The sequence below is a fragment of the Bacillus changyiensis genome (assembly GCF_027706145.1).
GTDB lineage: Bacteria > Bacillota > Bacilli > Bacillales > Bacillaceae > Bacillus > Bacillus changyiensis.
Map to the genome: position 1 here is coordinate 123,496 of NZ_JAQFWW010000004.1, position 26,639 is coordinate 150,134.

The window sequence follows — 26,639 nt, forward strand, 5'->3', positions numbered from 1 at the left end:
CCAAACGAATTGTTTATCGATAACTTTAGTTTATTGTTCGCAGAACAGTTTGTCAAATGACGTGTAAAAAACAGCTTGCAGAAAAATCCTGCAAGCTGTTATCAATTAAAACATTCTCATCATTCGTCTTCTCGTCCGTCTCATACCTCTTCTATTGAACATCGTCGTCATAAGAGCTCCGGCTCCCAGTGCTAAAAGAGAAGTCACTGTCCGATTCATATTCAATCTGCGCATCTCCTTTCATCATTAAAAATTGATGCTGCGTTCATCTTCAGAAAATAAATCGTCCAGACTGCTTAATGTTCCATCCTCTTCTACTTGATGTGTCGAGATTATTCCTTTCGAAAGAGTCAGCTCGATAAAGCATCCCCAACAATAATATTGATTCACACCGATTTTTCCGATGTTTTTACTTTTACAATTCGGACATATTAGCATTAGAACACACCTCTTGTTCATTCAAGACAATTGAGTTTTTGCCTACTTCAAGCGGTTCACCTGATGAGCGAACTTGTTTTTTTTCACCTGAAAGATCAGCAAAAAAACCGTCTGAGAGTTCATATGCTACGATTATGCCCGAGTCAGATGTAAAGTATACATCTTCCAAAATCCCCAAAGAACTTCCCTTTTTCGTTTTGACCATTTTTTGTTTGAGCTGATCATAAGAATAGCTGTTCTTAGGGATCGGCATCGGTTTAAATTGCGTGAAATCAACATAAACACCGTTACTGTTAATGTCAGTAACTGAGGGAAGCGGAAGCAAAGAACGATGATGATAAAATCGTCGTTTCTCCTCCATAATAAAACCGAGACAAGTCCCTTCATGCGAAAAACAAATATCTGTAATGAGCCCAAGTAAAAGAGTTGACTGTCTGTCGTAAACATTGAGTCCTTCCAATTCATTGCATGTTCTCAAAGTGTGATCAACCACCTTTTATTGAACAGTCTTATGTTCTGCTGAAAGTGAAAGACTCATACGATGAAAAGGATTCCACTTAAACAGTTATTTCACCTCTTCTTCCATAAAATCAAAAGGTGTAATACCTTCCATACCGATATTGGCGTCATAAACACTGAAAGGCAGCTGTTTTTGAAGTGCGATAAGTTCCTCATCGTCTTTCTCTACTGCCTGACAAAGCCTTCTTTGAAGAGAAGTTTGTCTCAATGATGAATCTTTATTTTTCACACCCCATTCTAGGGCTTCATCTTCTCCACATAAAATAAGAAATTGCTTACTTCTTGTAATTGCTGTGTAAAGTAAGTTTCTTCTTAGCATTCGATAATAGCTTTTCACAACAGGAAGAATAACGATCGGGAATTCACTGCCTTGTGATTTATGAATTGAACAACAATAGGCATGGGTAAACTGATTAAAATCCTTTTTTGTAAAAGTAATCTCATTTCCATCAAATGAAATGACAGCCATATCTTCTTTTTCTGTATTTTCTTTTGCATAAAAAATTGAAACAATTTCACCCATATCACCATTGAAAACATTGTTTTCCGGTTGATTGACTAGCTGAAGGACTTTATCGCCTGTTCGATAAACGATATCTCCGAACTTCAGTTCTCTTCCCTTTGGTTTCGGAGGGTTTAAAATATGTTGTAAAGCTACATTTAATTCATTAATGCCAGCTGGCCCTTTGTACATTGGTGCAAGTACTTGAATGTCTCGTGCTGAATATCCTTTTTGTAAAGCATTTTTTACGATTTTTTCGATCACATCTTTCATTTGGTGTTGACGACAACGGATAAATGAACGATCTTTTGTAGGGACTATTAAGTTTTTGGGAAGTCTACCTTGTTTCATTTCATGCGCCATTTCGATAATGGAAGAACCTTCAGCTTGCCTGTAAATATTAGTTAATCTAATTGATGGGACAATATCTGATGCTAACAAATCTTTAAGAACTTGCCCGGGACCGACAGATGGGAGCTGATCTTCATCCCCTACCATAATGACCTGAATTCGGTCAGGGATAGCTTTGAATAATTGATTTGCAAGCCATATATCAAGCATGCTTGTTTCATCGATAATCACGAGCCGGCCTTCAATCGGATGATCCTCATGATGTGTAAATCCCTCAGCGCCATTCCAGCCGAGAAGCCTGTGAATGGTTACGGCGGGCAACCCTGTTGACTCACTCATCCGCTTGGCCGCTCGTCCTGTCGGAGCAGCGAGAACAAAAGGAAAGGTTTCATCTTTTTTATAATCAGCCGGATTTAAACTTAAACCGTGAAGCTCACTATACAATTCGACAATTCCTCTGATAACAGTTGTTTTTCCAGTACCAGGACCGCCGGTTAAAAGAAGTAAAGGTGACATGAGCGCTTTTTGAATGGCTTCTTTTTGAGTTGGTGCATATTGGACCTGCATTCGTTCTTCAAGTTCACCTAAAGCAAGCAAAAATTCTGATTCAGGAAACTGCTCATCATACTCAGTTTGCTCCATAATTTTCTGCACCCTTTTGGCAAAGGTTCGTTCCGCATAATAAAGTGAAGGATTATAACATCTGTCTTCTTCAATGAAAAGCTCTTTTTGTTCACCGAGTGAAATGATCTGATCTGCTACATCCATTTCTAATACTTTTTCTTCACTTGCTGATTGGTTTAAGAGCTTTATCGTCTCTATGATCAGCTGTTTTGTCATGATGTAAGTGTGGCCTTCTTGAAGGCATGTCACTTCAACCGTATATAAAACCGCCGCTTTAATTCGCTCTTTATGTTTCCCCGAAATACCGATTCTGTTGCCGAGTTCATCAGCTTTAATAAAACCGATCCCTTCTACATCCTTGACAAGCTGGTATGGGTTTTCACGGATTTTCTCAAGTGTTTCTGCTTCATACACCTGATAAATCTTCATAGAAAGCTGAGGTCCAAAGCCAAATTCATTTAAGGACATCATGATTTGTTCAAGTCCTTGGTGCTTTTGAAGGAGAGATGCAAGCTTATCCGCCTTTTTCTTTGAAAGCTTTGGCACGTCATAAAGCACTGTAGCATCTCCTAAAATCTTGTTAATGGCTCCTTCACCAAGTTTGTTGACGATTTCCTGAGCCGTCTTTTTACCGATCCCTTCAAATAAATCACTAGATAAATACTGAATAACACTTTCCTTTGTCGCCGGAACTTCTTTTTTGAAATGATTAGCTTGAAATTGCAGACCAAACTTTGGGTGGGAGGCGGTTTTTCCATAAAATGTGTAGATTTCTTCTTCTAAAACGATTGGAAAACAGCCTGTGACAGACACGCTTTTATCTTCGAAAATCTCAGATGTTTCTTGAACTTTCACCTTCAATACCGTGTAAAAATTTGTTTCATTACGGTAAATAACAGCCGTTACCATTCCTTTTAAAAAAGAGGCTTCATCCATTTGAATTTGTTGCGGGTTTTGCTGTTTCACAATCTTCCGCCCTCCTTTCTTTTAGCCCTTGATCAAGCTTGTTCCAACAGTTGTTTCGCACGGATACTTAGCAGATGATCAGGTTGAAGGTCGAGTGCCTGATTGAGCATAGCGAGCGCTTGTTCACGTTTTTCTTGATATGCATAAGCAACACCTAAATTGTAATATGCATCTGCATGTGAGGGGGTATATTCCGTTACCTTGGAAAACTGGGCAATTGCTTCATCAAGTATGCCTTCATTGGCGAGACACAACCCATATTGAAATCGTGCCTCAGCGTCTGCCTCATTTAGTTCGGTTGCCCTTTGTAAATATGGCATGGCTAGTTTGGGCTGATCAAGCTTCAGGAGTGTAGTACCAAGCATGAAAAACAAATCACTGTTTTCCATACCTGTTCGATACGCTTTTTCGAACATATCCTTTGCCTTAAGATAATCTTCTTTTATAACATAAACATTTCCAGCTCCATAGAAAGCCGCTCCTGCGTTTTCATTGAGGCTAATCGCCTTATCATAAAATGCGAGTGCCCTTTCCAATTCACCGACCGCTGATAGCAGATTAGCAAAGTTAATATATGGAACAGCATCACCGCTATTTTCATCGATTGCTTTTGTAAATGCTTCTGCAGCTTTTTCAAAATCTCCTTTTTGCATGGCCTCTATTCCGATTTTGTTGTAATCCACCAGCTTTCTTCCTTTCCTGTTTCTATTTGAAAAAAGCTATCGACATGATCTCGACAGCAGGTAACCTCGAGCTGCTCATCGCCCGAGGTTATTTATGTTTAGACATACCACAGTTTTTTTCCGTCTTTATATACATCATCAATTGTCCCTCCGCCAAGACATTCTTCGCCTTTGTAAAACACAACTGCTTGTCCAGGTGTGACAGCTCTGACTGGTTCTTTAAAGACGACTTCCGCCTCATCACTTCCTGTCATTTTGACCGACACTTCATGATCAGCCTGACGATAGCGGAATTTAGCTGTACAGGAAAATTCACCTTGATCATTGATACCATCACGGACAAAGCTGACATTTGTCGCCGTGATTTTATCTGAATAAAGCAATGGATTGTCAAACCCTTGGTCAACAAACAAAATGTTTTTTTCTAAATCTTTTCCGACAACAAACCATGGATCTCCGCTTCCACCGATACCGAGGCCATGCCTTTGGCCGATCGTATAGTACATCAAACCGTCGTGTGAACCTTTGATCTCACCAGCCATTGTCTGCATTTCTCCTGGTTGTGCGGGAAGATATTGGCTAAGGAACGTTTTGAAATTTCGTTCGCCGATAAAACATATTCCTGTGCTGTCTTTTTTCGTAGCTGTTGCAAGTCCTGCATGTTTTGCAATTTCACGGACACGGCTTTTTTCTAGTTCACCAATTGGGAACAGCACTTTACTTAGTTGCTCTTGGGTTAGCTGATTTAAGAAATAAGTTTGATCCTTATTTTCATCAAGCCCTCTTAGCATTTTAACATGGTCTGACGTACGAGCGACTCTCGCATAATGACCTGTCGCTAAATAATCGGCTCCAAGTGATAGAGCGTGCTCTAAAAAAGCTTTGAATTTAATTTCTTTATTACACATGACATCAGGATTCGGTGTTCTGCCCGCTTTATATTCGTCAAGAAAATATTGAAAAACTTTTTCCCAATATTGTTTTTCAAAGTTCACAGCATAATAAGGGATTCCAATTTGATTGCAAACTTTTATCACATCATCATAGTCTTCCGTTGCAGTACAATAACCATTTTCATCTGTGTCATCCCAGTTTTTCATAAAGATTCCAATGACATCATACCCTTGCTGTTTTAACAAAAGGGCTGCTACAGATGAATCAACACCACCGGACATCCCAACGACTACCCTGGTATCTTCAGGCCGTTTCGTCATTTTTATCAACTCCAAATCTTTTAAACCTAAACTAAACGGTTGACAATCTTCGCAAGCTCTTCAGCTGCTTGCTTGATTTGTTCTTCTGTATTTCCAAGACCGAAACTGATGCGGATTGAAGAAGTCAGTTGACTTGCCTGTTCACCAAACATTGCAGAAAGAACATGAGAAGGAAGCACTGAACCAGCAGTGCAGGCAGAACCACTTGACACAGCAATCCCTGCCATATCCAGATTGACGAGAAGTGCTTCAACAGACACTCCCGGAAAATACAAATTTAAAATATGCGGAAGACTGTCTTGCATACTTCCATTCACTTCAAAAGTGACCCCTTCAGATTGGAGTGTTTTGATGATTATTTCTTTGAAGCGGTAGTAAAGCGCTGTTTTTTCCTGTCTTTCTTGTTTTGAAAGAAAAACAGCTTCTCTCAATCCAACAATACCCGGAACATTTTCAGTACCAGCACGGCGTTTTCGTTCTTGTTCACCACCGAAAAGAATCTGAGTCAGTTTTACTTTTTCATTGACATATAAAAAGCCTGTCCCCTTCGGTCCACTCAATTTATGCCCGGAGACAGACATCATATCAATATGGCTGTCTTTCACATCAATCGGCAAAAATCCAAATGCTTGGACAGCATCTGTATGAAACAATGCCTGATGGTCTTTTAACAGTTCACCGATTTCCGCAATCGGCTGAAGTGTTCCCACTTCATTATTTCCATACATGACTGTTACAAGGATCGTATCATCTCGCAACGCCTCTTCGACCTGTTTGCTAGTTACTCGGCCATTTTGATCCACATCAAGGTATGTAACAGAAAAACCCATTTGTTCGAGGTTTTCACAAGTATGGAGAACAGCATGATGCTCAACCCTTGTTGTAATAATATGACGACCTAGTGACTTTCTCGCTTGCGAACTTCCAAAAATAGCCATATTATCAGCTTCAGTACCACCGCTTGTAAATACAATTTCATGATGAAGGGCACCAATTTCTTCAGCAATCAATGATCTCGCTTCATCAAGCCATTTGCGACTTTCTCTACCAAATGAATGAATACTTGAAGGGTTTCCAAAATTTTTGGTTAAATAAGGCAACATTTTTTCGACAACACGAGGGTCAGTCGGAGAAGTCGCTGCATGATCTAGATAAATCCGTTCCATCCTTAATTACACCTCTATCTTAAATATAAAACATATAAGCTTCTTGCTCGCCTTCCGTATAGCTTGCTAAATCCTCTAATGTCGTATTATCAAGCACTTCCTTCACGGCATCACGGATCTTAATCCACAATTGACGTTTTGCTGGTTCTTCATTTTCTAGAACTTCCACTGGACTGATAGGTCCTTCTAAAACACGAATAACATCTCCTGCCGTAATCGTCGAAGGTTCCCCGCCAAGAATATAACCACCATATGCTCCACGAATACTTTTAACAAGTCCTGCATTTCGTAATGGAGAAACAAGCTGCTCTAAATAGTGTTCAGATAAATCGTTTGTCTTGGCAATACTTTTCAAAGAAATTGGGCCTTCCCCATACTTTTTCGCAAGCTCAATCATAATCGTTAGCCCATATCTACCTTTAGTTGATATTTTCAAATTAAACACCTCTACACAAAAAATGCCTTCAGGACGAAGGTACTCAGCGTTTCCCGCAGGACGCGGGAGCTTCTAGTCCGAGTTTCCACCTGGACGAAAGGGCTCGACACCCTCATAGGAACGTAAGAGGTTCATTCTAGAGTTACCATCCGTCCACCTTCGATTTATTCGTTTCATATGTCATATACAAAGGCCGTTTGCCTTATCCGTCTAATAGATTACAGGTTATTATAGCACACTTTGTATGAACTTTCATTTTTACAGTTATTATTCAGCTTACCATATTCATTTCTTTTCTAATCGCTTTTTTTTCGGTACTCTATAAAAAGAAAAGATTCAGGAGAGATGATGATGAAACCATTAGCATATCGAATGCGACCAACGAAAATTGAAGAGATTCTCGGGCAAGATCACTTGGTGGGAGAAGGCAAAATCATTCAGCGAATGGTAAAAGCAAAACATTTATCTTCCATGATATTATACGGTCCTCCCGGTATAGGAAAAACATCAATCGCAACTGCAATCGCTGGAAGCACAAGTATTGCATTTCGAAAACTGAACGCGGTCATTCATAATAAAAAAGATATGGAAGCGGTTGCCGCTGAGGCGAAAATGTCAGGCCAGGTCATTTTAATATTAGATGAGGTACATCGGCTTGATAAAGGCAAGCAAGATTTTCTTCTTCCTTATTTAGAAAACGGAATGATCACAATGATCGGGGCAACAACCGCTAATCCTTATCATGCGATCAATCCAGCGATTAGAAGTAGAACACAAATTTTTGAACTGCATCCTTTACAGGTAGATGAAATTAAAATAGCCATTAAACGGGCACTCGATGACGAATATCGAGGACTTGGTTCTTACAACATCACGATTGATGAAAAGGCACTTGAACATTTCGCGACAGGCTGTGGCGGAGATGTCCGCTCCGCTCTAAACGCTGTGGAGCTTGCTGTCTTATCGACAAAAGCGGATGAACATGGCAATATTCAAATCTCTCTTGAAACAGCAGAGGAATGCCTTCAGAAGAAAAGCTTTAGCTATGATAAAGATGGTGATGCTCATTATGATGTGATCTCTGCCTTTCAAAAATCGATCAGAGGATCTGACGTTCATGCTGCACTCCATTACTTAGCAAGACTAATTGAAGGAGGAGATTTAGAAAGTCTTGCAAGAAGACTTCTGGTCATCGCTTACGAAGATATCGGACTTGCAAACCCTCAAGCTGGCGGAAGAACACTTCAAGCTATTCAAACAGCAGAAAGAATCGGTTTTCCCGAAGCGCGTATTCCTTTAGCAAATGCGGTAATTGAACTATCTCTATCCCCGAAGTCTAACTCAGCAATCCTTGCTATTGATCATGCGTTAGCTGATGTTCGTTCAGGAAAAATCGGTGATGTGCCAAATCATTTAAAGGATGCCCACTATAAAGGGGCTCATGCACTAGGAAGAGGACTTGAGTACAAATATCCACATGATTATCACAACGGCTGGGTAGAACAGCAGTATTTGCCTGATCCTCTGAAAAATAAAGTGTATTATCAACCAAAACAAACAGGGAAATTTGAGCTTGCATTAAAGCAAGTATATGAAAAGCTAATGAAGAAAAAATAAACCAATCTCTCTTCCTCTTTTTATAAGAGGGAGAGAGACCGGTTTTTTAGTTAAACCCTTCCGCTTTCATTCTGATCTGATCGATGTCGTGGTCACCTTGAATCTGCTGTTTCATTTTAGCAGTCTGCGTTTTTCTCCATTCTTTTATCAAGCATACCAAAAGTGATATTTTGAAAAATATCCGGCATCAGTGCCTGCGCAACCGCTCGTACCTAAAGTTCTGTTCATATTTTCTTGGGGAATATAGATTTCAGACATGTCTTCAAGGTAAAGTCTACCCATTTGATCGTGAGCTTTTCGATAGCTTGTCACTTAAAAAACGACGCAGGTTTTCAAACTTTCACACATGAAATTATGCTCCATTTTTGTATCATTTATCTTTCACTCGTTTAATCGGAATATCTTTCACCAGTTCCATGACAACATGACCACCCATGATTAAACCAGAAACAGATGGAACAAATGCATTTGAAGACGGCGGCATTTGTGCTTTTCGAATTTTAGCTTGATCATTTCCAACCTCTTTCCGGACATCTTCGCGGATAACAATCGGGCTTTCATCTGAAAAAACAACTGTAACACCCTTTTTAATGCCTTCTTTTCGGAGCCTTGTCCGAACCACTTTTGCAATTGGATCAGTGTGTGTGTTTGAAATATCGGCAACTTGAAATCTCGTTGGATCTGTTTTATTAGCAGCTCCCATACTTGAAATGATCTGAATATTTCGCTTGAGACATTCTTTCATTAAGTGAATTTTATAATGAATCGTATCTGAAGCATCAATGACATAATCCAATTCGTAAGAGAAAAACTGCTCATATGTTTCTTCTGTATAAAACATTTTTAAAGCCATACAATCACATTCTGGGTTAATATCAGCAATTCTTGCTTTCATTAAATCGACTTTCGGTTGACCAACGGTTGAAAGTAGAGCTGGCAGCTGACGGTTTACATTTGTAATGTCAACATCATCTTTATCAACCAACACAATTTTACCGACACCAGAGCGAGCAAGAGCTTCTGCCGCGAAAGATCCAACCCCGCCGATTCCCAAGACGGCGACCGTGCTGTTTTTTAAAATATTTAATCCTTCTTTACCTATTGCTAATTCATTTCTAGAAAACTGATGTAACAAGAAACTCACTCACCTTTATGTACAATTACCGATAGTATGATATCAGCGCTTAATCTTTAAACATGTCATATCTTTTCAACACATCACATAATCTAAATATTAAAACACAAAAAGTCCCAATTGTGCCGTTGTCGTATTCCATCGTTTTGATCCCGCTCTCAGCAGGTGGGTGTTCTGTTTCAAACGTCTTGCAAGTCCTCTAACGCCTAAGGTAGGCTGAGGCATTTACTCAGATTGAAAACGGCGAACTCCCAAGAAAAAAATGTTCGGTCAAAACTAGGTTTACAACAAACACATCAGGACTTATTTGTAAAAATCATATCATATGTTCCATTGATTTTCAATGGATTGAACGGCTGTAGATTTTACCTTTATTGCCGATCTTTACTTTTGATTAAAAGGTCTAGCTCATCAAGTTGAGCGCTGTCCACTTCACTTGGAACTTCGGTCATTAAGCAGCTTGCACTCGCTGTTTTTGGAAATGCAATCGTATCTCTGAGGTTGGTACGACCGCTTAACAACATCACCAACCGATCAAGACCAAGGGCAATTCCACCGTGTGGAGGTGCACCATATTCAAATGCCTCTAGTAAGAAGCCAAATCGTTCTTGCGCCTCTTCTTCCGTAAACCCTAGTAGTGCAAACATTTGATCTTGTACATCTTTTTCAAAAATACGGATTGAACCACCACCAAGTTCATAGCCATTTAAGACAAGGTCATAGGCTTGCGCTTTTATCTTTTCCGGATGTGTTTCAATCAAATGAAGATCTTCTCGTACAGGCATTGTAAATGGGTGGTGTGCTGCATAGAAACGGCCATCTTCAGCATCATATTCAAGCAGCGGCCAATCGACTACCCACAAGAAGTTATACATACTTTCATCAATGAGCTGCAATTGTTTGCCGAGCTTTAGGCGTAACTCACCAAGTGCTTGGTTGACCACTTTCAGCCGATCAGCAATAAACAATAACAAGTCTCCTTCTTCAGCGTTAAGCGCCTCTTTAAGACTTTCTTGTTTTTCATCAGCAAAGAATTTTGCAATTGGTCCCTTAAGACCATCCGCTTCAGATTTTAGCCAAGCCAGTCCTTTTGCCCCATAGTTTGCGACGAATTCTCCAAGCGCATCAATATCTTTGCGCGAGAAGTTTGCAGCAGCTCCTTTTACATTAATCGCTTTAACTGCCCCACCATTAGCAACAGCCGATGAGAACACTTTGAAATCAGAATCCTGAACGATTTCAGAAATATCGGTCAAAAGCATGCCAAAGCGCGTATCAGGTTTATCAGATCCATAAAGGTTCATCGCCACATCATAGGACATTCTTGGAAGAGGGAGAGAGATCTCCATCCCACGAGTCTCACGCATCACTTCCGCCATCATTTCTTCGGACAACTTCATAATGTCCTCCTGACTCATAAACGATGCTTCAATATCAATTTGTGTAAATTCTGGTTGACGATCAGCCCGTAAATCTTCGTCCCTAAAACAGCGAGCAATTTGGTAATAACGGTCAAACCCAGATACCATCAAAAGCTGTTTAAAAAGTTGCGGAGATTGTGGAAGCGCATAAAATTCCCCTTTATGAACGCGGCTTGGTACAAGATATTCGCGTGCTCCTTCAGGTGTACTTTTTGTCAACACAGGTGTTTCGATATCAAGAAACCCATGATCATCCAAAAAACGGCGCACAGATTTTGTTACGTTATGACGCATGCGCAAAGTATTAAACATTGCCGGACGGCGTAAATCGAGATAACGGTGTTTTAATCGAATATCTTCTGAGACTTCAGAAGCCTGATGATCAATAGAAAAAGGTGGTGTTTTTGCCGTATTCAGCACCGTGACTGATTCCGCCTGAATCTCAATTTTTCCGGTTTTTAAGTTCGGGTTAATCGTTGATTCTTCCCGTGCAATCACTTTACCTGTAATATCAAGGACATATTCGCTTCTGATCGTTTCAGCGATAGCCAATGCATCTTTAGAAACATCTGGGTTAAAGACAACTTGTACAATACCAGAACGGTCTCTTAAGTCGATAAAAATCAGACCTCCGAGATCGCGTCTTTTTTGAACCCAACCTTTTAGGACTATCGTTTCTCCGATCGCTGTCTCTATAATTTCGCCACAATAATAAGTTCGTCCAAACAAATCGATTCTCTCCTTTTAGCTATTTTCTTTTATAAACTCAATCAACTCATCAAGCATGATTTCTTGCTGTTCCCCTGTTTTGGCATCTTTAAGCTTGATTTTTTGCTGATTTAATTCATCCTCACCTAAAATGGCAATATACTTTGCATTCATACGGTCAGCCGATTTAAACTGACCTTTCATTTTTTTCTGCTCGTAATCTATTTCAGCAGAGATCCCTGATTCTCGCAGCTTATAGAGAAGGGATACCGAATAGTCTTTTGCCTGTTCTCCTAATGTGACAATATAGCAATCGATTCCTTGATCAGCAGCAATCTCGACATCTTCCGCATCGAGTGCAGCTAGCAGACGTTCAATACTCATCGCAAAGCCGATACCAGGTGCTTTCGGTCCGCCAAATTCCTCGGTCAATCCGTCATAGCGTCCTCCTCCAGCAAGTGTTGTGATCGCACCAAAACCTTTCGCATTACTCATGATTTCAAAAGCGGTATGGTTGTAATAATCAAGTCCTCTTACAAGATTCGGATCGATTTCAAATGGTATTCTGATATCTGTTAAGTATTGCTGAACTTTTGCAAAGTACGCTTTAGACTCATCATTTAAATAATCAAGAATAGATGGGGCTGACTTCAGTAACTCATGATCTCGGTCTTGTTTACAGTCTAAAATCCTTAGCGGGTTTTGCTTTAGACGTTTTTGACAGTCACCACAAAACTCGCCAATTCGCCCTTCAAAGTGATTGATTAATGCCTCTCTGTGAGCATTTCGACTTGTTTTATCACCAAGACTATTTATAACGAGTTTCAAATTTTTTAACCCGGCTTTCCGGTAAACGCTCATTGCTAGTGCCATCACTTCCGCATCAATAGCCGGATCACTAGAGCCGATCGCTTCAATCCCGAATTGATAAAATTGACGGTAGCGTCCGTTCTGCGGCCGTTCATAACGGAACATTGGACCGATATAGTAGAGCTTTGTCGGCTGAATTGGGTTTGCAAACAGTTTATTTTCAACAAACGAACGAACTGCAGGAGCTGTACCCTCGGGACGAAGGGTTAGACTTCTACCCTTTTTATCCGCAAATGTATACATCTCTTTTTGGACGATATCAGTCGATTCTCCTACACCTCGCGAGAATAATTCTGTATGTTCAAAAACCGGTGTCCGAATTTCTTTATATTGATGTGTGTGGCAAATTTCTCTTACAATTTCTTCGATATACTGCCAACGCTCTGACTCTCCAGGAAGAATATCCTGCGTTCCCCTTGGTATCATAAATTCCATTTTATGAGCCTCCTCATCAGTTACTTATCTATATAATAAAAAAACCCTCGATCCTACTATAAAATAAATAGTAGGGACGAGAGTATACCCGTGGTGCCACCCTAGTTGGAACTTAACAGTTCCCGCTTTCAATCCTTTAACGCAGGTTCACGTCCTCCGCCTATGTACTGTGCTCACGGACAGCTTTCAGCGGGAAACCTTCGGAGTGTTCATTCGTGTAAGATACCGTGCAGACCGCTTTCAGCCTAAGGCGGTTCCTCTCTTCCCACGTACTCTTACCTACTATGCTCCATCAACAGTTCATTTAAATATGTATACTAATTTATATAATAATACGGGGTTACCATATTGATGTCAACCCTGTTAGCGTTTCTTTTTATTTTTAATGATCTCTTTTAATGTCATTCCCAATTCTGGCGCAGTCTCTTCTAAAAAGCCAGCACTTTCAGGATCAACATGATCTTTCATATGTAAATTTCCTTCTTGCTCGTGAATCGCTTTACCCATCTGATGATTATATCTCAATGTCACTACCCCTTTTTTTCTATAGTATGAACAAACCATTTTCATTTTATTTAAAAAAAGGCAAGGAAAAAAAGATCTTGGAAAAGAAGTATGTAATCCACCTGAAAGGAGTGATGAAACATTCGTTTGGAAAAAAGCTCATACTTCATTTTATCGCTAGTGTTAATTGCTCAAGTTTCATTTTTCACACAACTTGAAACAGCTTCGGCAAAAACTGAGGAAGCAGTCATAACTCATGATGTAGTAAATGTCAGAAGTACACCGAAACGAGATAGCGAAATCATAAGTGTTATTAGTCAAAATGACAGCTATCCGATATTGGAGGAAAAAAGCAACTGGATTCAAATCGAATTAAACGATGGACAAAAAGGTTGGGTTATGTCAAAGCTAGTTGAGAAATCAGAAGAAGAAGCTGATTCTAACGATAACAGCATGGCAACATTTGATCCAGTTTCAAAAGACAAACGCGTAGGTACAGTTGGCGTTTCCACCCTTTATGTCAGAAGTTCTGCTTCCCAGCAGGCTCCCATTGTTGCAACCTTAAAACGAAATTACAACATGACCATTACAAACGAAAGAAACGGTTGGTATGAAATTGATTTTAATGGACAAACAGGCTGGGTTGGAAGCCAATACATCGTCTTCAAAAACAGTGAACAGGGATCAACACAAAAGACCATCATTATTCATGATGATACCAATATCAGAAGTGAGCCAACAACCACCTCTCACATTGTCAAACGCGCTAAAAATGGTGAAGTATATCCTATTTCCGCTACAAAAGGTGATTGGTATGAAATCACCTTGGCAAACGGAAGATCAGCATATGTGGCCAGTTGGGTTGTCCAGACATCCAATCAAGCAAGTTCAAATATAGATATCGGCTCTGTTGAACATAAAACGATTGTTATTGATGCAGGACATGGCGGCTATGATAGTGGGACCATCGGAACCCAAGGTACTCTTGAAAAAAGCTTAACACTTAAAACGGCTAAGCTTTTGGAGAAAAAATTGAAAGACGCTGGAGCCAACGTGTACATGACCCGTGATGACAATTTTTTTGTGAGCCTTCAGTCGCGGGTTGCGACCTCCCATCAATGGCATGCAGATGCTTTTATCAGCATTCATTTCGATAGTTACACTCATTCTTCTGTTCGAGGAAATACAGCCTATTATTACAGCACAGTTAAAGATCAGAAACTTGCAGCAGATATTCAAGCTGAGATCGAGAAACAATCGTCACTGCCAAGCCGTGGTGTTTTGTTTGGCGATTATTTTGTTTTAAGAGAAAATAAACAACCAGCTGCTTTATTTGAACTCGGCTATTTAAGTCATCCCCAAGAAGAAGCAATCGTCAGCACGAATGGTTATCAGGAAAGAGTGACAGAAGGGATCTTAAGTGGACTCGAAGATTATTTTAATTAAATGCCAAATAGAGCATTATGATCTAAAATGGACTGAAATCAACTTGCTAAGGTAGTTCCTTTGTTTAAACAGATGACAGATGGTCAAGCTGTACGACCTAAACGATAAACAAAGCAACAATTCATGCCATCACAAAATCAAATAAAAAACAATTGGAGCTAAAAAAATAAATGGCAGCAACTTTAATATGTGATAGACAGCATCTTAAAGCTACAGCCATCATTCAGTTTTCTAAGCTTGTGAATCCATAATTAATGTAACGGGGCCAGAGTTTGTTAATTTGACATCCATCATTTCTCCAAACCTACCTGTCTCTACAGACACTCCTTTTTCACGGAGAAGTCTGTTCCATTCCTCATATAATTGAAGCGCTACATCCGGTTTGGCGGCTTTTGTAAAGTTAGGCCGCCTTCCCTTTTTTGTTTCACCATATAATGTAAATTGCGATACTGACAATACCGAACCACCCACATCTAACAGGGAAAGATTCATTTTCTCAGCTTCGTCCTCAAAGATACGCAGATTGACAAGCTTCTCTGCTAAATAGACGGCATCCTCACTCGTATCTTCATGAGTCACCCCAACAAGCACCATCAGGCCGAGACCGATTTTACCAACGATCTCACCGCTTACTGATACAGTTGCATCTGTGACCCGCTGAACAACTAATTTCATGACGGTGTCCCTCCTAGTTCATCACCCTGCGTACTGAATAAATATCTCTGATCTGCTTAATTCGTTCGACAACTTTATGCAAATGATTGATATTTTGTATGAAAATTGCCATATGAATGGTTGCCACTTTATTGCGATCAGACTTGCCTGAAACAGATGAAATATTCGTTTTCGTTTCATTGACGGCTTGGAGTACTTCATTTAATAGGCCGCGTCTGTCATAGCCTAATATTTCAATTTCAACATTGTATTCTTTTCTCCGCTGTGTTTGAGGCTCATGTTCCCATTCTACTGGAATAAGACGGTCAAGCGCTTCATTTGTCAAAACATTCGGGCAATCTTCGCGGTGTACAGAGACACCTCTCCCCTTCGTAATAAAGCCGACGATCGGATCACCAGGAACAGGGTTACAACACTTAGACAGACGGATTAATAGGTTGTCCACACCTTTAACACGTACACCAGCTTCACGTTTTTTTCCTTGGTACGGCTTTGTTTCAGCGGTCACTTCCTGAACGTTCTTTACTTGTTCTTCCTGATCCCGCATTTTCCGTTCTTTTTCTGTCAGACGGTTTGCGACTTGCAGCGCCGTGATTCCGTTATAACCAACAGCGGCATACATATCTTCTTCATTTGTGAAGTTAAATTTGTCAGCTACTTTCTGCAGGTTTTCAGCTGTCAATACATCTTTTACTTCAAAGTCCAAGTTTTTAATCTCTTTTTCGATCAGTTCTTTGCCTTTTTCAACATTTTCTTCCCTGCGCTGTTTTTTGAAAAACTGGCGAATTTTATGCTTTGCCTGAGATGTCTGAGCAAGATTAATCCAGTCTTGACTCGGACCATATGAATGCTTGGATGTCATAATTTCGACAATATCTCCAGTACGCAACTTATAGTCGAGTGTAACCATTTTGCCGTTCACTTTCGCTCCGATCGTTTTATTGCCGATTTCTGAATGAATCCGATAAGAGAAATCGATAGGTACAGAACCGGATGGGAGCTCAATCACGTCTCCTTTTGGTGTAAAGACGAACACCATGTCTGAAAACAAATCGATTTTAAGTGATTCCATAAACTCTTCCGCATCATTTGATTCATTTTGAAATTCTAAGATCTCGCGGAACCATGATAATTTTTTCTCAAAGCTTGCCCCATCATTGACATTTTTGCCTTCTTTATAGGCCCAGTGAGCTGCAATCCCGTACTCGGCAATCTCATGCATTTCAAATGTTCTGATCTGCACCTCGAGTGGGTCTCCTTTTGGTCCAATGACTGTCGTATGAAGCGACTGATACATGTTCGGTTTTGGCATTGCAATATAATCTTTAAATCGACCAGGCATCGGTTTCCAGCATGTATGGATAATCCCCAGCACTGCATAACAATCCTTAATACTATTGACTAAAATTCGTACAGCGAGCAAATCATAAATTTCGTTAAACTGTTTGTTCTGCATCGCCATTTTTCGATAAATGCTATATATATGTTTAGGACGTCCAGAGAAATCCGCTTTAATGTTGACCTCTTCAACGCGATTTCTCACTTCATTGACAACTTTTTCAACATATAATTCTCTCTCTGCTCGTTTTTTCTTCATTAAATTTACAATTCGGTAGTACTGCTGTGGATTTAAATACCTTAAAGCGGTGTCCTCAAGCTCCCACTTAATTTTTGAAATCCCAAGGCGATGCGCCAGCGGAGCAAAAATTTCTAGTGTTTCATTGGATATTCTCCGCTGCTTTTCCTGTGGTAAATGCTTCAGTGTTCGCATATTATGAAGACGGTCTGCCAATTTAATCAAAATGACGCGGATATCTTGAGCCATTGCCACAAACATTTTGCGATGATTTTCCGCCTGCTGCTCTTCTTGCGATTTATATTTAATTTTTCCAAGCTTTGTAACACCATCTACAAGCATTGCGACTTCTTCGTTAAATACATTTTTTAAATCATCAAGCGTTACACTGGTATCTTCGACAACATCGTGAAGAAATCCCCCCGCAATCGTCGCTGGATCCATTTCTAGATCAACTAGAATTCCTGCTACCTGAATCGGATGGATAATGTAAGGCTCACCTGATTTGCGGTACTGTTCGCGATGCGCGTCTTCCGCGTATTGATAAGCGTCTCTTATAAAAGCAATATGTTCATCGGAAAGGTAAGCTTTTGCCCTTTCAATGACTTGCTCAGCAGTTAATACTTGTTCGTTCGCCATGGAATCACCTTTTTTATATTGAAAACTGTATTGTAATTATTATCAAGAAAAATGTCACAGATGTAAAGAGAAGAAATTGAAAAGGTCAAAAAAAACCGTTCTATAACATTTTTTAAAGAATAGGAAAAAAGCACTCGCATTTCATGAGTGCTTTTTATAGTATAAAATGTGTTTAATATTGCATCAAGGTTAACATATCATATCCGTTCAGTTTTTTTCTTCCTTCAAGATATGTCAATTCGATGAGAAAGGCGATTCCCGCAACAACACCACCAAGCTCTTCAACTAGCTTGATCGTTGCTTCAATTGTTCCTCCGGTTGCAAGAAGGTCATCTGTAATAAGGACACGTTGCCCTGGCAAAATCGCATCTTTGTGGATCGTGAGGACATCCTTTCCATATTCTAAGCCATAGTCAACTTTTACGACTTCACGAGGTAGTTTGCCTTCTTTTCGAACTGGCGCAAAACCCACACCAAGTGCATACGCAACCGGACAGCCAATAATAAATCCTCTTGCTTCAGGACCGACGACAAGATCGATATGCTTTTCTTTTGCATAGTTTACAATTTGATCTGTCGCATAGCGATAGACTTCTCCTTTATCCATCAGTGTTGTAATATCTTTAAATTGTACGCCTTCCTTTGGATAATCCGGTACAATTGTTACATACTTCTTTAAATCCATCTGTTTTCATGTCCTCCTCATACTTTCATAAGCATTATCTGCTTATCCAGCCACTGTTTAAGCTCGTCTACTGAAGAATATCCGAGCTTTTGATCCACTTCAATTAAGCGCTGTTTTTCCTGATAAGTTGTTGAATCTGTTAAGTCCCGTTTTTCGGGTTGATAAGTAACAGTTAAAACACCATTCTCTATTGTAACAAAACCAAGCTCAAAAAACACCTTTGTCATAAAATCTATTGTGTCTTTTGTCCAACCTTTGAATTTCGCCAATTCCCCGCCATGTTTTTCCAAATCAAACGTGCGTCTTTTAAGAAGAAACCCATAATACCATCGAAAATATTCTCTTGTAGGTACGGTCGAAAAAAAATGCTCATCAGATTGATTAAAAATTAGATAGATTCGCTCTAATTGTTGACCTTTAATGGTTTGATAAAACAGCTCAATCGATGGTGGCATATCAATAAAAACCGCGTAACGACCATGTAAATGAAGCTGAGTTGCTTCTATTTCACCTTTGATCAAAACCAACTCATTTTCAAAACCGAGCCTTGTTAATTTTGACTCTGTTTCCTCCCGAAAGCAAACGATTGTCCGTTTTTTCGGGTCTAGTTTTAAAATTTTTTCTTCCCATGACCGTTTTCCCCGCAGATCGAACAGCTGCCACTCTTGAACAGCTACATCTTTTAACATAAGCTGCGGTTTTTTTCTATTGTTCCATTCATTGATCGATAACTCACCGACAAGGGAAATATTTGTGCCTGTCACAATTTCATCTTCAATTTCACCTTTATGAAAACCGACACAGTCTAACTTCATTTGTCCATCAGTTAACACGAGTTTTAAATGATTTTGATGAGCACCAATTTTTCTTGTTTCATCAACCTTAGCACCGTTGATTAGAACAAATGGCTTTGGATTCCCTGTTCCGAATGGGGCAAGCATATTCATTTCCGCAATACTGTCAAGTGTAATATCTTCTAGACGGCAGGAAAGATCAACATCTTGAACAGGAATGAAGTCAGCTGTTGTTAAAACAGCTGCTGCTTGTCTATTTATTCTTTCTCTTAAAGCAGTCACATGATCAAGACTTAATGTCATACCTGCAGCCATCGGATGTCCGCCAAAATGCGGAAGGATATCCCGACATTCTGAAAGGTTTTGAAACAAATCAAACCCTTTAATACTCCGGGCTGAACCTTTGGCAATTCCTTTTTCTTCATCGATACCAAGAACAATGGCAGGCCGATAATAGCGTTCAACAAGCTTTGAAGCGACGATTCCCACGACCCCTGGATTCCAACCTGAACGAGCCACAACAATTACATGTTGCTCTAGACCCTGTTCTTCTATCATTTGAACAGCTTCTTCTGTCATCTGGCCGACGATTTTTTGTCGCTCTTTATTTAGATCATGAATGGCTTCTGCCAGTTCTTGTGCTTCTGTTTCATCTTCTGTATTTAATAGATGAACAGCCGGGTCTGCCTGCTCAATTCTGCCTACTGCATTAAGACGTGGCGCAATCTGAAAGCCGATCGTTTCTTCGTCTGCATCGTGAATATTTGCTCCTGCAATTTTTGTCAATGCTTTTAAGCCAAGCCGCTTTGTTTTCCTGAATTGCATCATTCCCAGCTTGGCAATTTGTCTATTTTCATCATGAAGTGGCACAAGGTCTGCAATTGTTCCAATTGCACAAAGATCAAGAAGATCTTCTGGCACCTCACCACAAAGCGCATGAGCAAGCTTAAATGCCACGCCAACACCAGCCAACTCTTTAAAAGGGTAACGACAACCAGGTTGTTTCGGATGAATGATTGCATAAGCATGAGGCAAAACAGGACCAGGCTCATGGTGATCTGTGATAATCAGATCGATTCCGAGCTCATTGGCAACTTCTGCTTCATGTACAGCAGCAATACCGGTGTCCACCGTAATAATCAAAGAATACCCTTGTTCTTTGATTTGGCGGAAAGCAGCTTCATTAGGGCCGTATCCTTCTTTAAAACGGTCTGGTATATAAAAATCGACTTCTGCCGAATATTTTTTCAAAGTCTGTAATAGAACAGTCGTACTTGTCACACCGTCGGCATCATAATCTCCATAAATCATAATCTGTTCATGTTTTGCAATCGCCTGTTTAATTCGCTGTACAGCTTTTTCCATATCTTTCAGCAGATACGGATCGTAAAACTCAGCATCCTTACCATATAAAAATGAAGCAGCTTTATCAGCTGTATCATAGCCTCTCATAACAAGCAATGAGGCGGCTAGCGGAGTAATCTCCAATTGCTCGGAAAGTGACTTCGCCTTTTTTGTGTCAGTTGTTTTCACATCCCAACGCATTTTTGACGCTAACATAATTTCACCCCTCAACCACCCTATTATACTCGAATGACTTGAGGGGATTCAATTTAAATCTTTCTATTCTCGTTGTTCTGATATAAGGGATTGTTCCTCTTCCGTTTTTTTTGTTTTAAATGTCTTAAGCTCTTTCTTTAGCTTGATGATCTGAAAGGCACCGGTCAAGCCGGTAATAAGCGCCCCCATCAAAACGCAAGCCAAAATAACAAGAATTAAGGGCCATTCAGCCGTTCCAAACAGAAAATCAACTTTTACAGGCTCAACATTCATAACAGCAAAAATGGCAACAACCATTGTAAAAAAAAGAGCTGTGATGATGGTCCATTGTTTATACATCGCAAGTCCCCCAATCCACATCGTTTTTCGAATAGTCTTGCCCGCCACACCCGTTTTAAAACAGCAGGAGGTGAAGTGATCGTTCGTTGATATTTTTTTATTTCCCTACTAGATTTACAGGCAAACATAAGGTGTGTTAATTTCACCACAAAATAACTCTTGAAGTCTCCCTTGGTTGGTAAGTCAATTTCGAAACTCTACTTTTGACATATGAATTCTTCCTAAATGTTGTTTCTTCCATTAAAGCCGTACAATTTTAATCAATATTCTTGTTGCCATCCAAAATCGTTCATCTTGAGTTTCATTCCAATTCTCAAGAATTCAAACCATGATAAAAGACTGCCCAAAATGGACAGTCTTTTTAAGTTTAGTTTTGCTTGGCTTTCTTGAGTTCTCGTCCTTTCCATACAAGCCATACTTGAGCAGCGATATATAGTGAAGAATAGACTCCACTTAACAAACCGATGAGCAGGGCTACAGAGAAGTTTGTAATCGATGCTGCACCGAAAACAAGAAGGGTAATGACCACAATGACAACTGTTAACACAGTATTGATTGAACGTGCGAACGTTTGCTGTAAGCTTAAGTTGACAATGTAGGATAGGTCCTTAAAGCTTTTCGGTTTGCGTTTTTTCATTTGTTCCCTGATTCTATCAAATGTAACAATCGTATCATTAATCGAATAACCAATAATCGTTAGTACGGCAGCAATGAAGGTGATATCAACTTCAAGCCTTGTAATACTAAAGATCGCAATAATGAAAAATGCGTCATACAGTAGTGAGGCTATTGCTGCAATCGCCATCTTGTATTCGAAGCGAATTGATACGTACAAAATGATGCCAATAGAAGCAATGATAACTGCTTTTAAGGCGTTTTCAGCAAGCTCTTTTCCGACAGTCGGTGATACCGTACTGACATTTGGTTCCATGCCATACTTACCTTTAAAGTAGTCTTTTACTTCAGCAATTTTTTTCTGACTTGGAACACCGACAAACCTAGCAACACCACGTTCTTTTTGATCTCCAGAAAGAATGATGGAATCCGCCTTTAGATCGAGCTCCTTAAAGTCTTTATTTAGCTCTTCAACGGCAAGGCTTTTGTTGCCATGAACTTCAATTCGTGCGCCACTTGAAAAGTCAATGCCAAGATTTAACCGGAAAATAAACAAGATGACAATACCTGCTATTAAAACAATACTTGAGAACGCAAAAAACCATTTTCGTTTCCCAACGAAATCCCATTTATCAAATGGTGTCGGCGGTTCTGTATGTTCATCTGTTTTACTAATATCTAAAATATCTTTTTTACGGACGCCAAACCAACCTTTTTTACGATCCAACCATCGGCTTTCGACCAATAAAGAAAGCAAAAATCTTGATAGAAAGACCGCTGTGATAAAGCTTGTCAAAATCGAAAGAATCAACATGGTCGCAAACCCTTTGACAGAGCTTGTTCCAAAAATGAACAGAACGATCCCCGCAAGCATTGTTGTAATGTTCGCATCAAAAATGGTTGAAAAAGACCTTTTATTTCCAGATCTGAAAGCTGACCGCACTGACTTACCAAGCTTTAGTTCCTCTTTTATTCGCTCATAGGTAATAATGTTGGCATCCACCGCCATACCTACACCGAGTATAAGTGCAGCTATTCCTGGAAGTGTTAGGACAGCATTCATCCAGTCAAAAACTTGAAGCGTAATGTAAATGTAAACAGACAACGTAATGACCGCGACAAAGCCTGGTAGTCGATAGTAAAGCAGCATAAATAAGAAAATAATAGCAACTCCTATGACCCCTGCAAATACGGTATCATTCAATGCTTGTTCACCAAACTGGGCACCGACAGATGTTGAATACTCTTCAACCAATTTAACTGGAAGAGCACCTGCATTCAATATGTTTGCCATATCTTTTGCTTCTTGAACTGTGAAATGCCCTTCGATCATGACATCGGATGTATTGAGTACTTGACTGACATTAGGTGCTGAAATATATTTATGTTTTTCTTTGCGCGACTCTTTTTTATAAGAATCACCTTTTTTATAATCAAGCCAGATGACAAGTTGATTATTCGGCTTCATGCCCAGCACTTTTTTCGTTACTTTACCAAATTTATCGGCATCCTTCAGTTTGATCGAAACGATCGGTTCATTTGTATCTGGTTTGAATGCCTGTTTTGCTCCGTTTTCAACGAGATCTGAGCCATTTAAAAGTTCTTTATCATTCGTGTCTCGGAAAGAAAGCTCAGCCTGTGTTGATAAAATCTCGCGTGCTCTGTTCTGGTTATCAACACCTGCTAACTGAACTCTAATTCTATTGTTTCCTTCGATTTGAATATTGGGTTCACTAACTCCTAAGACGTTAGCTCGACGGTTCAGCGCTTCAACAGTACTGATCAATGCATCTTTGTCGATTTTATCACCTTTTTTAGCAGGTTTCACATCATACAAAACTTCAAAACCGCCTTGAAGATCAAGCCCCAAACTAATATGATCAGCTGCCGGCTTTGTGAACATTCCTAATCCTGTACCGATTAATAAAACGGTAAGGAAAAACGCAATCAAGCGTCCTTTTTTCATTATGTATATCCTCCTTAAATCAAACCGATGAATCGATCATTACTTCAGCAGTTCATCAAGCAAGTTCTGCCCTTCTTTACTGTCGAGTAAATTAGACGTTTTAAACGATTCTACGGTTGCATAATTCATAAATTCGCCAATTTTAACTGCTAATATAGCATCTGCCAATTTGTAAATTTGAACATCTTTAAGATTTCTCCATTTCTTATTCAATAAGAATGACCACAAATCCTCTATTCTGACATCACCATAACCAAGTATTCTAAACTCTTCTAACTTACTGAGAAGAAACGGTTTTAAGTGATCCTTATACAAGTCAGCAGGATGTTTGTCCATGATAAGCCACACTCCTTTCAAATTTTTTAAGAGAGACTTGTCATGCTTGGACGATGTATGCGCATATCCTATTGTATATGATTAATGCTTGTTTGAGAAGGCAGGGGACAAAGAAATGACCAAGCAGAACTTTTTAAAAGGAACACTCATCTTAATAGCAGCAGGATTTATCACTAGAATACTCGGCTTTATCAACCGGATCGTCATTGCTCGTTTTATCGGAGAAGAAGGTGTAGGTCTTTATATGATGGCTGCACCCACTTTTTTTCTAGCGGTAACTCTCACCCAGTTCGGTCTTCCAGTTGCCATCAGCAAGCTTGTAGCAGAAGCAGAAGCGCGCAGTGACCATAAGAAAACAAAACAAATTTTAGTGATGTCTCTTGCCATTACTGGTACACTCAGCGCCCTTTTTACCCCGATATTTCTCATTTATGCACCGCTAATGGCTGAGACACTTTTCACAGATGCACGAACACTCTATCCACTATTGGCTGTGGCACCAGTCGTTCCGATTATCGCAGTCTCAAGTGTACTGCGAGGTTACTTTCAAGGAAAACAAAATATGCGCCCATTGGCCATTTCTCAAGTGATTGAACAAATTGTTCGAATATCACTTGTCGCTGTCTGTACAACAGCATGTTTACCGTTTGGAATCGAATATGCCGCAGCCGGAGCCATGCTTTCTTCGGTGTTTGGTGAACTGATCTCACTTCTCTATTTATTGATTGCTTTTAAACATAAAAAGAAAATCCGAATCAGAAGACGCTTTTTTCAGTCATTAAAGTCTGGACGACAGACGTTTTTCGAACTAATGAGTGTGTCTTTACCAACAACAGGAAGCCGATTTATTGGCAATCTTTCTTGGTTTTTCGAACCTATTGTTGTCGCCCAAAGCCTAGCAATTGCTGGTATTGCAACTTCAGCAGCTACAAGACAGTATGGTGAGCTGACTGGATTTGCGATGACTTTGCTCACACTCCCAAGTTTTATTACTTATTCATTGTCAACAGCGCTTGTTCCAGCGATCAGCGAAGGAATTGAACAAAGAAAAATGCAGGTCGTTGAATACCGGCTCGAACAAGCGATGCGGCTCTGTTTATTAAGTGGGGGGATTTCAGCTGTCATTTTGTTTTCTTATGCAGATGAACTTGTCACTGTTATGTATGGCGCTTCTAACGCGTCAATCTATGTCAAAGTGATGGCGCCGTTCTTTTTGCTGTACTATTTTCAAGGACCCCTCCAAGCGGTTTTACAAGCTTTAAATTTAGCAGGCGCAGCGATGATGAACAGCTTAATTGGTGCTCTCGTTAAAACAGGACTCATTTTTATACTTGCTTCAAGACCTTCATTAGGCATTATGGGTGCAGCACTTGCAATTTTGACTGGTATCGTCCTTGTCACCTTGCTGCATGGTGCAACGGTCAGCAAAGTGTTGCCAATCAGCATCAACTTAAAAGAATATAGCATGTCTTTTGCAGTTATATTCCTTTGTGGTTGGATAAGCATTTTATTTAAACAACATTTGTTCCTAGATCAATCTGAACCTGTGCGCCTCCTATTTTGCATCCTACTTTCAAGTTGCGCGTACATGTCCCTTTTAATCATCTTCGGGCTCATTAAAAAAGAAGAACTTCAGCGATTTCCTCTGTTAGGTCGCTGGATTTCTTAAGATCTTAATTCTTCATATCAATAAAAATAGCACCTTTGTGATATGAACAGTAAGAAATATGAGAAAAGTGATGATGACCTTTTTCGGCAAGCATTTGTTCTAACCATTTTTGATCTTTGCCAATCCGTGTTAAATGTTCTTTTTGAACGATTCCATCAATAATTAACGGGAACTCAAGCGGGGGATCTGTTTTTGTAAAGACTGAAAGCTTTCCAGTTGGCTCTAAAATAGCATATGACACATCTGAGATTCGCTCTATATTTTTCTCGCGAAGCTGAGTCATCAAGTCATCAAAGTTATAGCGTTGGCTTCTCATCGCCCGTTCATCAATTTTCCCTCTATCAATAATAATTGTTGGTTTTCCATCAAGAAGGTGGCGAATTTTTTCACTTTTCATCGAGATATACGCAAATACAATTTGAATTAATGTTAGCACAAGAATGGGGACAATTGTTTTAAAAAGATCGTCATGAACATTTTCAATCGCCAAAACCGCAATTTCTGCCATCATGATAAAAACGACAAGATCCAATATACTTAACTCACCAATTTCTCTCTTTCCCATTAAACGAAATAAGATAAAAATAACAACGTATAAAATAACCGTTCGAAACGCCAGAGCATAGATTTCTTCCATACAACCGCCTCCTTCCAGCACAATATATCTCTCACTAGCCTTTGTCAAAATTCCGCTTTTATGTACAAAAGCTCTTCTTGGCATAGTCTATTTTCTTACTGTTCAGAATACAT

The 26,639-nt window shown here is 39.7% G+C and carries 23 protein-coding genes, 1 other RNA gene and 1 other annotated feature; of the genes, 3 read left to right on the top strand and 21 right to left on the bottom strand.

The window, feature by feature from the left end; all coding sequences use genetic code 11:
* Nucleotides 1-105: 105 nt before the first annotated feature.
* The 8 genes from PDT38_RS13635 to cymR form a co-directional block, all read right to left on the bottom strand.
* Nucleotides 106-219, bottom strand: coding sequence for a DUF3918 family protein (locus PDT38_RS13635; protein WP_270802544.1), 114 nt, complete (start codon nt 217-219; stop codon nt 106-108).
* A gap of 27 nt (nt 220-246) precedes the next feature.
* Complete coding sequence (locus PDT38_RS13640; RefSeq protein WP_172296603.1) at nt 247-438, bottom strand: hypothetical protein; 192 nt, start codon at nt 436-438, stop codon at nt 247-249.
* A complete protein-coding gene (locus PDT38_RS13645; protein WP_270802359.1) occupies nt 416-916 on the bottom strand; it encodes a PRC-barrel domain-containing protein in 501 nt (166 codons plus the stop codon). Before PDT38_RS13645 ends, PDT38_RS13640 begins: the two co-directional genes overlap by 23 nt.
* A gap of 87 nt (nt 917-1,003) precedes the next feature.
* Nucleotides 1,004-3,370 (bottom strand): SF1B family DNA helicase RecD2, encoded by a 2,367-nt coding sequence (gene recD2 / locus PDT38_RS13650; RefSeq protein ID WP_270802545.1) that lies wholly within the window; start codon nt 3,368-3,370, stop codon nt 1,004-1,006.
* 62 nt (nt 3,371-3,432) lie between these two features.
* Nucleotides 3,433-4,083: a tetratricopeptide repeat protein gene (locus tag PDT38_RS13655; protein WP_270802361.1), complete on the bottom strand. Its 651-nt coding sequence runs from the start codon at nt 4,081-4,083 to the stop codon at nt 3,433-3,435.
* Nucleotides 4,084-4,181: 98 nt separating this feature from the next.
* Complete coding sequence (gene mnmA / locus PDT38_RS13660; RefSeq protein WP_270802363.1) at nt 4,182-5,297, bottom strand: tRNA 2-thiouridine(34) synthase MnmA; 1,116 nt, start codon at nt 5,295-5,297, stop codon at nt 4,182-4,184.
* 26 nt (nt 5,298-5,323) lie between these two features.
* Nucleotides 5,324-6,463 carry a cysteine desulfurase family protein gene (locus PDT38_RS13665; RefSeq protein ID WP_270802365.1) on the bottom strand — a complete coding sequence of 380 codons (1,140 nt, stop codon included), beginning with the start codon at nt 6,461-6,463 and terminating at the stop codon, nt 5,324-5,326.
* 19 nt (nt 6,464-6,482) lie between these two features.
* Nucleotides 6,483-6,899: a cysteine metabolism transcriptional regulator CymR gene (gene cymR / locus PDT38_RS13670; protein ID WP_270802367.1), complete on the bottom strand. Its 417-nt coding sequence runs from the start codon at nt 6,897-6,899 to the stop codon at nt 6,483-6,485.
* Nucleotides 6,900-7,250: 351 nt separating this feature from the next.
* Here cymR and PDT38_RS13675 point away from each other — a divergent pair, with 351 nt between their 5' ends.
* A complete protein-coding gene (locus tag PDT38_RS13675; protein ID WP_270802369.1) occupies nt 7,251-8,516 on the top strand; it encodes a replication-associated recombination protein A in 1,266 nt (421 codons plus the stop codon).
* Between the two features lie 370 nt (nt 8,517-8,886).
* Here PDT38_RS13675 and PDT38_RS13680 read toward each other — a convergent pair whose 3' ends face one another.
* The 5 genes from PDT38_RS13680 to PDT38_RS13700 all read right to left on the bottom strand — a co-directional run bounded on the left by PDT38_RS13680 (nt 8,887) and on the right by PDT38_RS13700 (nt 13,616).
* Entirely contained in the window at nt 8,887-9,651 is a 765-nt protein-coding gene (locus PDT38_RS13680) for a tRNA threonylcarbamoyladenosine dehydratase (RefSeq protein ID WP_270802371.1), read from the bottom strand.
* Nucleotides 9,652-9,760: 109 nt separating this feature from the next.
* Nucleotides 9,761-9,957, bottom strand: a non-coding RNA gene (ssrS, locus tag PDT38_RS13685) — 6S RNA.
* Between the two features lie 65 nt (nt 9,958-10,022).
* Nucleotides 10,023-11,801, bottom strand: coding sequence for an aspartate--tRNA ligase (aspS, locus tag PDT38_RS13690; RefSeq protein WP_270802373.1), 1,779 nt, complete (start codon nt 11,799-11,801; stop codon nt 10,023-10,025).
* Between the two features lie 15 nt (nt 11,802-11,816).
* Nucleotides 11,817-13,085: a histidine--tRNA ligase gene (hisS, locus tag PDT38_RS13695; protein ID WP_270802375.1), complete on the bottom strand. Its 1,269-nt coding sequence runs from the start codon at nt 13,083-13,085 to the stop codon at nt 11,817-11,819.
* Nucleotides 13,086-13,154: 69 nt separating this feature from the next.
* Nucleotides 13,155-13,390: a binding site (T-box leader), on the bottom strand.
* A 58-nt stretch (nt 13,391-13,448) separates the two neighbouring features.
* Nucleotides 13,449-13,616 (bottom strand): YrzK family protein, encoded by a 168-nt coding sequence (locus PDT38_RS13700; protein ID WP_270802377.1) that lies wholly within the window; start codon nt 13,614-13,616, stop codon nt 13,449-13,451.
* Nucleotides 13,617-13,736: 120 nt separating this feature from the next.
* On the opposite strand from PDT38_RS13700, the gene PDT38_RS13705 reads away from it, so the two are divergent.
* Nucleotides 13,737-15,035 (top strand): N-acetylmuramoyl-L-alanine amidase, encoded by a 1,299-nt coding sequence (locus PDT38_RS13705; protein WP_270802379.1) that lies wholly within the window; start codon nt 13,737-13,739, stop codon nt 15,033-15,035.
* A gap of 231 nt (nt 15,036-15,266) precedes the next feature.
* Here PDT38_RS13705 and dtd read toward each other — a convergent pair whose 3' ends face one another.
* From dtd to PDT38_RS13740, 7 genes are all read right to left on the bottom strand, one after another.
* A complete protein-coding gene (gene dtd, locus PDT38_RS13710; protein WP_270802381.1) occupies nt 15,267-15,710 on the bottom strand; it encodes a D-aminoacyl-tRNA deacylase in 444 nt (147 codons plus the stop codon).
* Nucleotides 15,711-15,723: 13 nt separating this feature from the next.
* The gene (locus PDT38_RS13715; RefSeq protein WP_270802383.1) at nt 15,724-17,925 is read right to left on the bottom strand and encodes a RelA/SpoT family protein; all 2,202 of its coding nucleotides are present in this window, start codon (nt 17,923-17,925) and stop codon (nt 15,724-15,726) included.
* A gap of 172 nt (nt 17,926-18,097) precedes the next feature.
* Nucleotides 18,098-18,610 (bottom strand): adenine phosphoribosyltransferase, encoded by a 513-nt coding sequence (locus tag PDT38_RS13720; RefSeq protein ID WP_270802384.1) that lies wholly within the window; start codon nt 18,608-18,610, stop codon nt 18,098-18,100.
* Nucleotides 18,611-18,627: 17 nt separating this feature from the next.
* Entirely contained in the window at nt 18,628-20,964 is a 2,337-nt protein-coding gene (gene recJ, locus PDT38_RS13725) for a single-stranded-DNA-specific exonuclease RecJ (protein WP_270802385.1), read from the bottom strand.
* A 63-nt stretch (nt 20,965-21,027) separates the two neighbouring features.
* Nucleotides 21,028-21,303: a LapA family protein gene (locus tag PDT38_RS13730; RefSeq protein ID WP_270802386.1), complete on the bottom strand. Its 276-nt coding sequence runs from the start codon at nt 21,301-21,303 to the stop codon at nt 21,028-21,030.
* A gap of 367 nt (nt 21,304-21,670) precedes the next feature.
* Nucleotides 21,671-23,884: a protein translocase subunit SecDF gene (gene secDF / locus PDT38_RS13735; protein ID WP_270802388.1), complete on the bottom strand. Its 2,214-nt coding sequence runs from the start codon at nt 23,882-23,884 to the stop codon at nt 21,671-21,673.
* A gap of 39 nt (nt 23,885-23,923) precedes the next feature.
* On the bottom strand, nt 23,924-24,220 hold the full coding sequence (locus PDT38_RS13740) for a post-transcriptional regulator (RefSeq protein ID WP_270802390.1): 297 nt from the start codon (nt 24,218-24,220) through the stop codon (nt 23,924-23,926).
* A gap of 115 nt (nt 24,221-24,335) precedes the next feature.
* On the opposite strand from PDT38_RS13740, the gene spoVB reads away from it, so the two are divergent.
* Entirely contained in the window at nt 24,336-25,889 is a 1,554-nt protein-coding gene (spoVB, locus tag PDT38_RS13745; RefSeq protein ID WP_270802392.1) for a stage V sporulation protein B, read from the top strand.
* A 4-nt stretch (nt 25,890-25,893) separates the two neighbouring features.
* Here spoVB and PDT38_RS13750 read toward each other — a convergent pair whose 3' ends face one another.
* Nucleotides 25,894-26,526, bottom strand: coding sequence for a DUF421 domain-containing protein (locus tag PDT38_RS13750; protein WP_270802394.1), 633 nt, complete (start codon nt 26,524-26,526; stop codon nt 25,894-25,896).
* Nucleotides 26,527-26,639: the final 113 nt, after the last annotated feature.